Here is a 14,153-nt window from a genome sequence, read left to right as displayed (position 1 = left end):
CGTCATCGGGGCCTACGGCCCCACTGGTCGATCCTGTCCAACACGGGGTGGCCGGCGATGACCTTGGTGAAGCTGACCTTCTCGCTGGCCAGGTTCAACCCGACGACGGCACCGAGCACCAGTGCCTTCAACGGACTCGGCAGCGATGCGGCGAGCGCCGTACCGGTGATGGCGCCCAGACCGTTGGCACCGCAGTCGCCCAGCATCGACCGCTCGCCCAGGTCGGACGGTGCCGCTGCGGCGGCCGCGCCGACGACCGCGCCGGCGGGACCGTTCACGACTGCCAGCGGCGCGTTCACCGCGGTGACCGCCTTCAGCGCACGGCCGGGCCGCAGATCCAGCAGGTTGGTGAGGTTCGCCGTACCCGCGATCAAGGCGCCGTCGGCAACGATCCCGGCCAGCGCCTTCACGCCGGACGATCTGCGCGGCAGCATCGCGGCGGCGGCGAGACCGGCCGCACCGACGCCGAGGATCTTCACCGCACCGCTTGTCACCTCACCTCGCTTCAAGGCGGTGAGGTGACCACGGAATCCCTTGGCCTGCGTGGTCCCGCGCAGGTCGTCGTACGCGCCGACCGCTCCCGACACCGAGCCCGCGAGCAACGCGGCCGCCTTCACCCTGCCAGGAGTCCTCCGAGCCGCCGCCACACCGGCGAGCGCACCGAGCACCGCGACCGGGCCTTCGAGCAGCGTGACCGACTCACCGCGGTGGTTGGTCCGCTCGAAGGGTTCGCGGTTCTCCTTGGGCAGTTTCGCCGCGGCGCGTTCGAGCGCGGCAGTGGCGGCTGCCGCGACGGCAGCGCTCAGAATTCCCACGTCAGTTGTCCTTCACCTGTACGTCCGCCGGTGCGACGCCGTTCTTCGCGTTGATCGCGCCGTACTGCCCCGCCTTGCCGCTCGCCTGCTCGGCCAGCGAGAAGACGACCGTCGCCTGCCCGGCGGGGATGTCGGCCACGTCAACGGAGGAAACGATCTTGGTCGCCTCGGAGTCACTCCGCAATGCCTTGAGCAGTCCGCCGTCCTGCGCGGTCACCGGCGTGCCGGCCACCACGACACCGCCGCTGCCCTGGTCCAGGCCCTCGACGAAGTCGACCGGGTCGTTGTACGACGAGCCGTCCGGCGCCGGCGTCGGCGGCTTCGCGGCCACCACGACGACGAGGCTGGCCCGGTCCTTGATCTGCGACGGCTTCAGCGACAGCAGCTTCGACCCGGTCAGACCGCTGAGGATCTTGGTCGACTCGGCGTCGGCGGCCTTCCCCTCCTCCTTCGCCGCGAGTCCGCGGGCCAGGATCAGCCCGGCCCGCTGGTACGTCGTACTGTCCGCGGGGAAGTCGATGTCGGCGGTGACGAGTTCGGTGACGAGTTGCTCGACCAGCTGACGCTGACCCGGGTCGAACAGCTTGCCGTCCAGCGCGACCCGGGTGGTGACCTGGCCGCCGGCCGTCTCCAGCTCCTCGGTCAGCGCGTTGGCCAGGTCGCCGTCGGCGTTCGGCATGGTGACCATGACGATCTTCTTGCCGGTCAGCTTCCCGTTGGTCAGGCCGGCGGTCACCTTGGCGAAGTAGTCGTCGCGGTACTTGTCCAGCGCCTTGACCTCGACCAGTTCCTGCCGCGCGTCGGCCAACTGCTGCCGGTCCCGCTCGGCCTGGCTCGCCACGAGTTCGCTGCCGGTGCCCTTCAGCGGGCCGGCACCGAGCACCACACCCGCGCCGAGGGCGAAGAAGATCGCCACGATCGAGACGATGTGGTAACGAAAGTCGATCACGTGAACAGCTCCCGGATCCAGTAGACGAAGTCGCTCCAGCGCGCCCGCAGGATCGACCACAGCACGTCGTCGGCGCCGATCGCCACCAGCGCCATGCCGAGCGCGAACAGGCCGGCCGCAGCCAGCGCGACCACCTGGAAGGTCGACACCCGGCTGCGGTACAGCCGGCCGACACCCTTGGCGTCCACCAGCTTCGCACCGACCCGCAACCGGGTGATGAAGGTGCTCGCCATCCCGGAGCGCCCCTTGTCGAGGAACTCCACCAGCGAGTTGTGAGTGCCGACCGCGACGATCAGCGAGGCACCCTTGGAGTCGGCCAGCAGCATCGCGACGTCCTCGCTGGTGCCGGTGGCCGGGAACTCGATCGACTCCACCCCGAGCCGTTCCAGCCGTTCCGAACCGGGCGCGCGGCCGTCGCGGTAGGCGTGCACGACCACCTCGGCGCCGCCCTTCAGCGTCTCGTCCTTGACCGAGTCCATGTCGCCGACGATCAGGTCCGGAGCGTAGCCGTTCTCCACCAGCGCGTCGGCGCCGCCGTCGACCCCGATCAGCACCGGCCGGTACTCGCGGATGTAGGGACGCAGCGCGACCAGGTCCTCGCGGTAGTCGTACCCGCGGACCACGATCAGCACGTGCCTGCCCTCCATCGGCGTGTGGATGTCCGGTACGCCGACACCGTCGAGGAGCAGGTCGCGTTCACGCCGCAGGTACTCCAGCGTGTTGGCGGTGAACGACTCCAACTGGGTGGACAGCCCAGCCCGCGCGTCGTCCATCAGCTCCGCGACGGTCTTGCTGTCCTGCATCACACCCTTCGCGACGACTTCCTCGCCGCGGTACAGGCAGCCCTCGTGCAAGCGGACCCGCTCGCCCTCGTGCAGGATCGAGAACACCTCGCGGCCGACGCCGTCGACCAGCGGGATGCCCGCCTCGACCAGAATCTCCGGGCCGAGGTTCGGGTAGCGGCCGCTGATCGAGTCGGCCACGTTCACCACCGCGGCGACCCGGCAGTCGACCAGCGCCTCGGCGCTGACCCGGTCCAGGTCGACGTGGTCGATGACCGCGATCTCGCCCGGCTTCAGCCGTTTGGTGAGATTCTTGGTACGCCGATCGAGCCGGACCACACCGGCGATCCCGGGCAGTTCAGTGGGTCGTGCTCTCCGCAGGCTGGGCAGTTTCATCGCGCTCTCATCCTGCCATGTCAAGAGCCCCCTCCCGGTTCATTTACCCCTCCGGAGGGCGACTCACGCCGCAATCACGCACGGAAGTCGTGGTGACTGTGCGTCAAATCATCCTTTCGAACGACTCTTCCGGCGCGGCTTGTGACGCTCCGCGGCCAGCGCCAGAAGCTCCTCGGCGTGCGCCTGCGCGGCGTCGGAGTTCTCCAGGCCGGCCATCATCCGCGACAACTCCTTCAGCCGGGCGTCGTCGTCCAGGGCGACCAGGCCGCTGGTGGTGACGGAGCCGTCGTCGCTCTTCAGCACGACCGCGTGACGATCCGCGAACGCGGCCACCTGCGGCAGGTGGGTCACCACGATCACCTGGGTCTTCTCGGCCAGCCGGGCCAGCCGCTTGCCCACCTCGACCGCGGCCCGGCCGCCGATCCCGGCGTCGATCTCGTCGAACACCAGCGTCGGCACCGGGTGCGTGTCGGACAGGATCACCTCGAGGGCGAGCATCACCCGGGAGAGCTCACCACCGGACGCCGCCTTCTGCAGCGGGCGGGCCGGGCTGCCCGGGTTCGCCGCGAAGCAGAACTCGACCTCGTCGATCCCGAACGGCCCCGGCGTGGTCTCGTGCACCTCGACCGACAACGTCGCGTGCGGCATCGCCAGACCGGTCAGTTCCTCCGACACCGCGACCCCGAGCCGCTCGGCCGCCTCGATCCGGGCGGCGCGGATCTGCTGACCGAGATCCGCGAGCTTCGCGTCCAGCTCGGCCAGCTCCGCGGTCAGGTGCTCCACCCGTTCGTCGCTTCCGTCGAGTTCGGCGAGCCGGGCCGAGGATCGTTTCGCCCATTCGAGCACCTCGTCCACGGTGCCCTGTTCAGCGCCGTACTTGCGGACCAGGCCGTTCAGCAGCGATCGCCGTTCGCTCACCACGGCCAGCCGGGCCGGGTCGGTGTCGACGTCGGCGGCGTACGAGGAAAGCTCCTGAGCCAGGTCGGCCGCGAGGTACCCGAGCTCGCCGGCGCGATCGGCCAGCTCGGCCAGCTTGGGGTCGTGCTCGCGCTCGGCGTCCAGGACCTGCTTGGCGAGGGCGAGCAGCCCGAGTACGTCGCTGGGCCGGGTGGAGTCGAGATCCTCGGACGCCAAGGCGCCGGCTGCCGTGGTGGCCGCGGTACGCAGGCCGTCGGCGTACGCGAGCCGATCCTCCTCGGCGGCCAGCTCGACGTCCTCACCCGGCAACGGCTCGGCCTTCGCGACCTCGTCGAGCCCGAAGCGCAGCAGGTCCGCCTCGGCGAGGCGATCGCGTTGCCGCGTGGTGAGCTCGGTCAGCTCGGCCTCGACCTCGCGGTGGCGCTTGTACGCGGCGGCGTACTCCTGCAGCGGCACGAGCACCGGCTTCCCGGCGAACGTGTCGAGGGTCTCGCGCTGACGCGCCGGCTGGAGCAGACGCCACTGGTCGGCCTGGCCGTGGATCGCGACCAGGTCACCGGAGATCTCGCCCAGCACGGACACCGGGACGGACGCGCCGCCGAGGAACGCACGCGAGCGGCCCTCGGCGGAGAGTTCGCGGGCGATCAGCAGCTCGTCTTCGTCCAGCTCGCCGCCGCGCTCCTCGGTCTGCTGCACGATGGCCCTCGGTACGGCGCTGGCACGGCCTTCGACCCTGGCGCGACGGGTGCCGTGCCGCACCAGGCCGCTGTCCGCGCGGCCGCCGAGCAGCATGTTCACGCCGGTCACCACCATCGTCTTGCCGGCGCCGGTCTCGCCGGTGACCGCGGTGAACCCGGGATCGAGGTCCAGCGTGGCGTCCTCGATCACGCCCAACCCGGTGATGCGGATCTCCGAGAGCATGCCTAGGTCTCCTGTTGTCCGTTGCCTTGACCGTTGCCGTTGATGCCGCCGTTGGTCCCGCCGTTGGTGCCGCCGTTGCGCCTGCGTTCGGCGACGCCGCGCCAGCCGAGCACCGGGAGGTCGAACTTCGCCACCAGCCGGTCGGTGAACGGCGCCTCGTGCGCCCGGGCCAGCCGGACCGGCCGCCTGCCCCGCCGGACCTGGATCTCCGCGCCCGGCGGCACCTCGACCATCCGGCGGCCGTCGCACCACAGCACCCCGCGGCCGTGCCACGACGGCACCAGCTCGATCGACAGCCGCGACGTCGGCGCCACCACGATCGGCCGGGAGAACAGCGCGTGCGCGCTCAGCGGCACCATCAGGATCGCCTCGACCTCCGGCCAGACGATCGGGCCGCCGGCCGAGAAGGAGTACGCCGTACTGCCCGTCGGTGTGGCCACCACGACCCCGTCGCAGCCCCAGCGGGACAACGGCCGGTCGTCCACCTCGACCCGCACCTCGAGCATCCGCTCGCGGGCCGCCTTCTCCACACTCGCCTCGTTCAGCGCCCAGGTGTCGAAGATCAGCTCGCCGTCCAGCCGGACGTCGACCGCCAGCGTCATCCGCTCCTCGACCGTGTAGCTGCGGTCGACCACCACCTGGACGATCCGCTCCAGGTCGTCCACCTCGGCCTCGGCCAGGAACCCGACGTGGCCGAGGTTCACGCCGAGCACCGGCGTACCGTGCGGGCGGGCCAGCTCGGCACCGCGCAGGATCGAGCCGTCACCGCCGAGCACCATGATCAGCTCGACGTCCAGCGCTGCCTTCTCCTGGTCGTCGACGATCTCCGCGGGGTCGAGTTTCAGCGCCTCGGCCTCGCCCGCGAGCAGCCGGACCTGCAGACCGGCGTCGCTCAGCAGCCGGTGCGCGTCCCGCGCCACCTCGACCGCGAGCTCCCGCCCGGTGTGCGTCACCAGCAGCACGCGCCGCGGCTCGGGCTCAACCACTCTGATCCCGCCTCCTGCTCACTGGGAACTCACTGGGGACCGCTCTCGATCGCGGTCTGGAGCATCGTCTCATCGAGAGGCGGTGCGGAACGGCGTATCCACAGGAAGTATTCGACATTTCCTGACGGGCCGGGCAACGGGCTGGCGGCGACCCCCTCGACCCCCCAGCCCAGTTCGGCCGCCTTGGCGGCGACACCGCGGACCGCGTCGGCCCGCAGCGCGGGGTCGCGGACGACACCGCCCTTGCCGAGCCGCCCCTTGCCGACCTCGAACTGCGGTTTCACCATCAGCACCAGGTCGCCGTCCGGTTTCACCACGCCGATCAGCGCGGGCAGCACGAGCGTGAGCGAGATGAAGCTGAGGTCGGAGACGACGAGATCAACCGGTTCACCACCGATGTCGTCGAGGGTGAGCGTCCGGACGTTGGTCCGGTCCATCACGGTGACGCGGTCGTCGGTCTGCAGGGACCACACCAGCTGGCCGTAACCGACGTCGACCGCGATCACATGGGCCGCTTGGTTGCGCAGCAGTACGTCGGTGAAACCGCCGGTCGACGCGCCCGCGTCGAGGACCCGTCGTCCCTTCACCTTCACGCCGGTGAAGGTTTCCAGGGCGCCGATCAGCTTGTACGCACCGCGACTGGCGTAGCCGGGGTCGTCGGTCTCGGACGTGTCGACGAGGATCGGCGCGTCGGCACCGACCCCGGTCGCCGGTTTGCTGGCGACGGTGCCCGACACCTTCACCTTGCCGGCCGCAATCAGGTCGCTCGCGTGCTCACGAGACCTGGCGAGCCCTCGTCGTACCAGCTCCGCGTCGAGCCGCGACCGCTTGACTCCCTTGGCCACTCCGAACGTCCGTCTAACCCCGGTCGCCGGAGTCGGCGTCCGCCTCCACCAAGGCACTCTGCAACCGCTCGTGCAGGTCGGCGTACACGTCCGCGTGCTCCGCCACCGGCCGGTCGCGCAACTCGTCCAGCCGCGCCATGGTCTCCTCGACCAGCGGATGACCCCGCTCCCCCTCCTCGTCCGGTACGGCGTGGTCAGCCGGGTGCTCGGCTTCGGCAGGCGCCGGCTCGTCCACCTGCTCGTCGACCGGCTCGTCGACCTGCTCGACCACGGCGGACTCCGCCGCGAACGGGTGCTCGTGCTCCTCCCCCGGCGCCCGCGCGAACTCCGGCCCGAACTCCACCTCGGCCGGATCGACATGCCCACCCGCGTTCTCGTCGTACGACGGCTCGTCGTACGCGAAGTCCTGGGGCGCGGGTTCGGCGTCGTAGTCCGGGGTGTCGGGGTTGTCCTCGGACGGGTAGGGATCGAAACCCGGCTCGACGTCCGGATCGACGTCCGGCGGGAACTGCTCGCCAGGATGCTCGGTCACGTCAGGCCTTCTTCGCCGTCTTCTTCGCCGGGGCCTTCTTCACGGCCGCCTTCTTCGTCGCCTTCTTGACCGCCGCCTTCTTCGCGGCCGTCTTGGTGGGAAGCGGCCCCGGGACGGCCTCCTCGAGCGCGTCACCGGCCGGCTCGACCGGCGACGTCGCGTCGGCCGTGGCCGCCGTCGACGTCACATCCGCCGCTGCCGCGGTCGAGGCGGCAGCCGGTGCGGCGGCAGCCGCGCGCGCCGCGGCCAGCTCGGCCTCCAGGGTCTGGATCCGCCGGGTAAGCGCGGCGACCTCCTCGGAACGGGCGAACCCGAGCCGCGCCACCGCGCCCTCGACCTCGTTCGTCACGATCGCCTGCAGCAGCTGGCGGTTGCTCTTGCTGGTGGCAACGATCTCGTCGGCCAGGTCGCTCACCTTGGTGGTCAACCCGGACGTCAGGTTCTCCGCGCCGGTCTGCTGCAGCAGCGCCTTCGCGGCGGCCTGGGCCTTCTGCCGCGTGACCTCGGTCAGCCCGCTCGCCAGTTGTACGTAGCCGCGCAGTGCGTCCATCACCATGACTGCCTCCTCGCTTCGTTCCAGCAACGGTATCGCCAAACCACCCCAACGCCACCCACCGGATGCGACCGGGTGCTACTTGTCGAGGCCGATGCGGTGGAGGGCGGCGTCGATGGCGATCGAGCCGGGGGCGGGCCCCGGCTTGGGCAGGGGCCGGCGACCGCGGCCGGCGGACTTGGCCGTTTTGGCGGGCTGCTTGGCCGGAGTGTCGACCGCGGTCCAGACGGCGGACAGGATCGCGCGCAGGCCGTCGTACGGCTTGCCCTCGCCCTTCACCGTGACCGCGTTGTTCACGACCTCGGCGGTCCAGCCCTCACACGTGTGCCGCGCGCCCTCGATCGTCACCCCCGGCTGCTTCTCCGCCAGGGCGCCTAGACCGGCCGCGACGTACGTCGGCCGCTGGTGTTTCGGCGCCCGGGCGAGATCGTGCGCATCGTGGACGCCGGTCGCCACCCACAGACTCGCGATCCCGACCGCGTTCGCGCCCTCTATGTCGGAGTCGAGCCGGTCGCCGATCATCAACGGCCGCTCGGCGTTCAGCCGCTCGATACTCGTCTCCAGCAGCGGCCGTTCCGGCTTCCCGGCAACGATCGGGTCCACCTCGACGGCGGCCCTGATCGCCTGCACCAGCGTCCCGTTCCCGGGTGCCATGCCGGCGGCGGTCGGGATCGTCAGGTCGAGGTTGGTCGCGTACCACTTCGCGCCCTCGTTGATCGCGTGCGCGCCGTCCGCGAGCATCACCCAGTTCACGTCCGGGTGGAATCCCTGGACGACGGCCACCGGGTGCGCGTCGCTGCTCCGGACCGGGTTCAGCCCGTACTCATCCAGCGCCGCGGTCAGCCCTTCGCCGCCGACGACGAGCACCGGCGACCCCTTCGGAAACTCACTCGCGATCAGCTTCGCCGCAGCCTGCGCGGACGTCACCACGTCGTCGGCGGTCACGTCCAGTCCGAACGATGCGAGGTGCTCGGCAACCACCGCGGCCGGCCGGCTCGCGTTGTTGGTGATGTAACCGATCCGCATGCCTTCCTTGGCGGCCTTGCGCAGGTTCTCCGGCGCCTCCGGCACCGGATCCGGCCCGACGTACACGACGCCGTCCAAGTCGAGCAGCGCTACGTCGTACCGGCTGGCGAGCGGTTCGTCACACGCCGACAGCGGCGCGGGCGCAGTTCGTTCCTTGCTCATGCTTCCCCCCGTACGATGCCGCCCATGCCAGCAAGCGGGCCGGAACCGGACGGAAGCGTGTTGCGGCTCGAACCGTTGCGGGCCTGGCGGTTCGTGGCCGGCAAGGTGAGCGCGCTCGGCGCGGTCACGTCTCCGCCGTACGACGTCCTGGAACCCGCCATCGTCCGGCGGCTGACTGACTCTGATCTGCACAACATGGTGAGGCTCATCCTTCCACGCGATCCGGGGCTCGGTCCCGGCCGGTACGACGAGCCGGCACGGCGACTGGCCGGGTGGCAACGCGACGGGGTCGTGGTCCAAGACGAGCGGCCCGCGCTGTACGTCTACGAGCAGCAGCTCGGCAACGCCGTACTGTGCGGACTGGTCGGTGCACTGGGCCTGGATCCGCAGCGGCGAGTGGTCCTGCCACACGAGGACGTGATGCAGCACTGGGTCGACGACCGGCTCCAACTGATGGAAGCGACGGACGCAGACCTGGAGCCCATCCTGCTCGCGTACGGCGATGGTGGGGCGGCCAGCGAGGTCGTGGACGATGCACGCTCGGGTGAACCATGGGTCGTGGCTGACACCGACAACGGCGCACACCACCGGATCTGGCGGATCGACGACCCCTCCACGCTGGCGCTGATCGCGGCCGAACTGGCCGACCACCAGGCGCTGATCGCGGACGGACACCACCGGTACGCCGCTTACCTGGAACGACTACGGCGTGAAGCCGGTAGACCGGGCACGGACCTCGGCCTCGCAATGCTGGTCGACTACAACCGGCACCCGCTGACTCTGGATCCGATCCACCGCGTCGTACCGGGCCTGGAGCTGGACACCATCAAATCCCGTACGCCGGACGGCTGGCAGGTGCTGCCGGGTCGCGTGGAAGACGTACCGGACCGCATTGCGGTGACTGACGGGTCCTCCTGGGTCACACTGCGCTCCACGCAGGGACAAGAGACTCCGACTGTCGCGATGCTCCATGGCTTGTTGCTGCCCGCCTGGGGTGTGGTCGAGGCGGACATCAGCTTCCACCACGTGCTCAGCGACGCACTGGCCCTGGCTGGGCCTCAGCAGGCGGTTGTAGAGCTTGCCGCACCCAAGATGGACCAGGTACTACGCTCAGCCGCCCAGGGCGTCGTACTGCCCCAGAAAGCCACCTCCTTCGGCCCAAAGCCGCGAGTCGGCTTGCTGTTCCGGACCCTCTGAGTAGCTACGGCCGGTGGTCCAGACTCAGGACGCCCGACAACCTCAGCAGTGACGCAGTGCGCAGTCCTAGCCCCCGGACTTCCCCGGCCGCCCCATCGACAGCCACGGCACGTCGACACCACGGCACCGCCGACAATCCCGGCGGTGCCGCAGCGCGCCGTTTCTAGTCCTCGGACTTCGCCGGCGGCACGATCTCGCCATCCAGCGCGTCGTCCACAACGCCCTCTAACCCTGAGCTGGACCCGCCATCGGCAGCTCCAGCGTCCGAGCCCTCGCCGACATCACCACGAACGTCCGCAGGACCTCCGTCCTCCACGGCACCTTCATCGTCCTCGGCGTCTTCGACGTCCGCCGGAGCCGGCTCGTCCTCGAGCTCGGCCTCGTCAGCGTCATCCTCAAGGCTCGCGTCGTCCGCGTCGTCCTCGGGATCTTCGACGTCCGCCGTTGCCGCCTCGTCCTCGAGATCCGCAGTGGCCGGCTCGTCGTCGAACTCGGCCTCCTCGGCCTCCTCGGCCTCGTCCGCCTCACCACCGAGCTCGGCCTCGTCCGCCTCATCCTCGAGGTTCGCGTCGTACGACTCGTCGTCCTGGTCGTCGTACTCGTCGTCTTCGCCGAGGTCGGTGAATTCGAGGCCTTCGAGCCGGGCGGCGCGTTCCGCGGCTCCGGTGACACCTTCGGCATCCACCCCGGCGGCCCTGTGGAACCAGACCAACGCCTCCTCGGTCCGTCCGGCCGCCTCGAGAGCGTCGGCGTACGCATAGCGCAACCGCGGCAACCACTCGGCCCGCGTGCGTTTGGTCAGCTCCGGCACCTCGAGCGTCTGGATCGCGGCCGCCGTCTGCCCCATGTCGCGCCGCGCACCGGCCGCCACGATCAGCAGCTCAACCTGCGTCGCCTCGGTCAGATCCCGAACGTGCTTGTCGCGCGCCAGCATCAGCGCCTTCTCCGGCCGCCCGAGCGCCCGCTCGCAGTCGGCCATCATCGCGAGCACCTCGTGGTTGCCCGTCATACGCCGTACTGCGCGGAGCTCGGTCAGCGCCTCGTCGTAATGCTCGGCCAGGTACGCCGTGATCGCCACAGCCTCCCGTACGCCGCCAATCCGCGCGGCCAGCCGCCGAGCCGTCCGAGCGTGCCGGTACGCCAGCTCCGGGTCGTCGTCGAGGACTCGCCCAGACGCGACGAGGTGCTGCGCGACCAGATCAGCCAGGCTCCGCGGCAACGACCGCAGCTCGGCCTTCACCGACCGGTCCAGCTCAGCCCCGGTGATTCCGGCCGGAATCACCGGATCGTCCCGCCGCGGCCCGGCCTTCTCCTCGCCGTCCCGCTCTACCCGCCGGCCGGCCCGGTCGTCCCGCCGGACTCCACCGCGCCCACCCGCACGCTCATCCCGCCGGAACGCCCCACGCTCCCCGCGAGCAGGCCCACCCCCACGAGCCCCGCCCCGCCCACCATCCCGCGCAATCCCACGCCCCCCACGCTCGTCCCGACCACCGCGCGCGTCGCCTCCGCGCTCGTCCCGACCTCCGCCGGCATCCCGCCGGTAACCACCAGACCGCTCGTCCCGCCGAAAATCACTCCGGCTGCCGCGCTCCTCACGCCCCCCACGCTCGTCGCGACCGCCCCGCTCATCCCCCCGGAAGCCACCACGCCCACCGGCCCGCTCATCACGCCCGTCGGTACGCCGGTAACCCCCGCCCCGCTCATCACGACCCGAACGCTCATCACGGCCCCCCCGTTCATCCCCCCGGAAACCGGCGCGCCCACCCGACCGCTCGTCACCACCGGTACGCCGGTAACCGCCAGACCGTTCATCACGACCCGCACGCTCGTCACGACCACCGCGGTCATCCCCTCGGAAGCTCCCGCGGCTACCCGACCGGTCATCACCCGCGTCCGTACGCCGGTAACCGCCCGGCCGGTCCTCACCGCCGCCAGTACGCCGGTAGCCCCCGGACCCGTCGTCACCGCCGCTACGCCGGTAGCCGCCAGCCCGGTCGTCACTACCGCCAGTACGCCGGTAGCCGCCGCCGGACCGGTCGTCACGACCATCCCGGTCGTCACGGCCTCCGCGGTCGTCACGGCCTCCGCGGTCGTCATGGCCTCCGCGGTCGTCACGGCCGGCTCCACGTCCGCCGCGCCCACCGCCACTGGACAGCTGACCACGGAACGGATCCCGCTCGCCCCGATCATCCCGCCGCGACCCGGCAAACCCACGCCTGTTCTCGAACCCGCTGTCATCGCGCTCGTCGCGATACGACCCACCGCGCGAACCCCCACGCGGCGCACCCGTCCGAGGACTCTCACCCCGGCTGGAAGCCCCGCGGTACCCACCAGACGCCCGCCCTCCCCCAGAGCCCGCCCGACCACCGGCACCCGCCCCGGCCCGGCCACCGCCAGCACCAGACCCGGTCCAACCGGCGCCACCGCCAGCACCAGCTCCGCTCCGACCCGCGGCACCGCCAGCGCCCGCCCCGCTCCGACTGCCAGCACCTCCGGCACCGCCATAGCCCGACCCGCTCCGACTGCCAGCACCTCCAGCACCGCCGGCACCCGACCCGCTCCGGCCGCCAGCACCTCCGGCGCCACCGGAACGTCCGGCCCCGGAGCCGCCCGCGCCAGACCGTCCACCGCCGAACCCGGCGCGACCGCCGGTGCCCGAGCCCGAGCCCGAGCCCGAGCCCGAGCCGCCGAAGCCTGAACGCCCCGCGCCCGCGCGCCCACCATCGTCACGACCGGAACGGCCGCTGCCTCCGGAGGAACCGCGACGGTCCCCTGAACCGGAGCGAGGATTGCGAGGTGGCGTCGCCACGTTGACTCCTAAAAATGCTGTAGCTCGATCGAGCACTGTGCCGCAGCCCTCTGCAGCACCCGGACAAAACACCAAGGCTACCGCCGCCCCACCCAACCCCCCACATCGGCAGGGCTTGCGGGCGGCAGCGTCGGCCACGCACCGGCCGGCTGTACCTGTGCCCGGCGGACGCGTGAGCCACGGGAACGTCGAGGCGACGTCCCCTCGGGGCACGGAAGTGCCTTGTCCCAGGAAGAGACCGATGGGCCGTCGACCGCGGAACAGGCCGAAGCGCCGTCGACCCGCGGACCGGGAGCGGCTGCTGGTCCATGGGAACAGAAAGCCCCTCTTGGCGGCGGGTGTAAGCGGCAAGAGTTAGCTCCGGGCTCGCGCGTGCTCGTCGCCGAGGCTCGGCTCTCGCCGGCCGCGGAGCCGCGGACGGCCGTCGGGCACGCAGGGGAAAGCCGAAGCGGCGTGGGCCTCTGGGGAAGCCGCCAAAGGGGCCGTCGGCGCGCAGAGAAGAGCCGAAGGGGCCGTTGGCCGGCGGGGAACCGGGAGGGCCGGTGGCGGAGAACAGACAGCGCCTTGGGCCCGGAGCGAAAATCGACAAGCGTTATCCCACGGGCTGTGAACGATGCCGTCGGCCCGACGGGAAGCCGAAGAGGCCTTGGCCATCCGGGAGATCCGCCGAAGGGGGCGTCGATCCGCAGGGGAAAGCCGAACGGGGCCGTTGGCCGGCGGGGCTTCGGAGGGGCCGTTGGCCTGCGGCGAACAGAAAGCGCCTTGGGGCGTGCGAAAGCGCCAAACAGCCGATAGCCGATAGCCCGCTTGACTTCGACGGGCCGTTGGCACGCGAGGCTGAAACGGGACGTCGGGTTGGCGGGAAGGCGAAGAAGCCTTGACTGCGGGCAAAGCGGCCAAAGGGGGCCGGGCCTTATGTCTGCGGGAAAGGAAGGGCAGACGGGCCTCGGGACGAAGGCGCTGGCTCATGTCGCTATCGAAGGGCGCTGGGCCCACGGCGCCGTGGAGGAGCCGTTGATTCGCGGGATCGTGAGCGCTGCCGGCGCGCCCAGGGGAACCGGGGAACGGGGCCGCAGGTTCTCACTTTGCGAGGCGGCGGCAAGACCCAGGCACAGGAAGCCGCCTGGACGCCGCCGCGGGCGGTGATCTCTGCGGGAACGGCGTGCGCTGTTTTGTTGGGGGAATTGTTAAGGGCCACCCCCGGGGGGGTGGCCCTTAACAGTGTGAATGTCCGGCGGCGTCCTACTCTCCCACGACCTCCC

12 protein-coding genes are annotated in these 14,153 nt (G+C 70.9%); 1 reads left to right on the top strand and 11 read right to left on the bottom strand.

All coding sequences use genetic code 11. The features are described from left to right. Positions 1–2: 2 nt before the first annotated feature. The 9 genes from ACYVOK_RS35125 to ACYVOK_RS35085 form a co-directional block, all read right to left on the bottom strand. On the bottom strand, positions 3–815 hold the full coding sequence (locus ACYVOK_RS35125; RefSeq protein WP_460666930.1) for a hypothetical protein: 813 nt from the start codon (positions 813–815) through the stop codon (positions 3–5). A gap of 1 nt (position 816) precedes the next feature. Then, the gene (locus ACYVOK_RS35120; RefSeq protein WP_460666929.1) at positions 817–1,764 is read right to left on the bottom strand and encodes a copper transporter; all 948 of its coding nucleotides are present in this window, start codon (positions 1,762–1,764) and stop codon (positions 817–819) included. After that, positions 1,761–2,942: a putative cytokinetic ring protein SteA gene (gene steA / locus ACYVOK_RS35115; protein ID WP_460666928.1), complete on the bottom strand. Its 1,182-nt coding sequence runs from the start codon at positions 2,940–2,942 to the stop codon at positions 1,761–1,763. The genes ACYVOK_RS35120 and steA overlap by 4 nt, the downstream gene beginning before the upstream one ends. Positions 2,943–3,050: 108 nt before the next feature. Further along, positions 3,051–4,781 (bottom strand): DNA repair protein RecN, encoded by a 1,731-nt coding sequence (gene recN / locus ACYVOK_RS35110; protein ID WP_460666927.1) that lies wholly within the window; start codon positions 4,779–4,781, stop codon positions 3,051–3,053. A gap of 2 nt (positions 4,782–4,783) precedes the next feature. Next, positions 4,784–5,767 carry an NAD kinase gene (locus ACYVOK_RS35105; protein ID WP_460666926.1) on the bottom strand — a complete coding sequence of 328 codons (984 nt, stop codon included), beginning with the start codon at positions 5,765–5,767 and terminating at the stop codon, positions 4,784–4,786. Between the two features lie 29 nt (positions 5,768–5,796). Next, complete coding sequence (locus ACYVOK_RS35100; protein WP_460666925.1) at positions 5,797–6,612, bottom strand: TlyA family RNA methyltransferase; 816 nt, start codon at positions 6,610–6,612, stop codon at positions 5,797–5,799. A 13-nt stretch (positions 6,613–6,625) separates the two neighbouring features. After that, positions 6,626–7,144, bottom strand: coding sequence for a hypothetical protein (locus ACYVOK_RS35095; RefSeq protein WP_460666924.1), 519 nt, complete (start codon positions 7,142–7,144; stop codon positions 6,626–6,628). Between the two features lies 1 nt (position 7,145). Continuing rightward, positions 7,146–7,700, bottom strand: a complete 555-nt coding sequence (locus tag ACYVOK_RS35090) for a phasin family protein (protein WP_460666923.1) — start codon at positions 7,698–7,700, stop codon at positions 7,146–7,148. 75 nt (positions 7,701–7,775) lie between these two features. Next, positions 7,776–8,885 (bottom strand): HAD-IIA family hydrolase, encoded by a 1,110-nt coding sequence (locus ACYVOK_RS35085; RefSeq protein ID WP_460666922.1) that lies wholly within the window; start codon positions 8,883–8,885, stop codon positions 7,776–7,778. Between the two features lie 24 nt (positions 8,886–8,909). Here ACYVOK_RS35085 and ACYVOK_RS35080 point away from each other — a divergent pair, with 24 nt between their 5' ends. Then, positions 8,910–10,082 carry a DUF1015 domain-containing protein gene (locus tag ACYVOK_RS35080; protein WP_460666921.1) on the top strand — a complete coding sequence of 391 codons (1,173 nt, stop codon included), beginning with the start codon at positions 8,910–8,912 and terminating at the stop codon, positions 10,080–10,082. Positions 10,083–10,245: 163 nt separating this feature from the next. Here ACYVOK_RS35080 and ACYVOK_RS35075 read toward each other — a convergent pair whose 3' ends face one another. Together ACYVOK_RS35075 and ACYVOK_RS35070 are read right to left on the bottom strand one after the other, a co-directional pair. Further along, positions 10,246–11,364 (bottom strand): ICP22 family protein, encoded by a 1,119-nt coding sequence (locus tag ACYVOK_RS35075; RefSeq protein WP_460666920.1) that lies wholly within the window; start codon positions 11,362–11,364, stop codon positions 10,246–10,248. 44 nt (positions 11,365–11,408) lie between these two features. Continuing rightward, entirely contained in the window at positions 11,409–12,197 is a 789-nt protein-coding gene (locus tag ACYVOK_RS35070) for a hypothetical protein (protein WP_460666919.1), read from the bottom strand. Positions 12,198–14,153 lie beyond the last annotated feature (1,956 nt).

This window comes from Kribbella swartbergensis (assembly GCF_054784135.1).
This window is presented reverse-complemented; position numbering and strand designations above follow the sequence as displayed.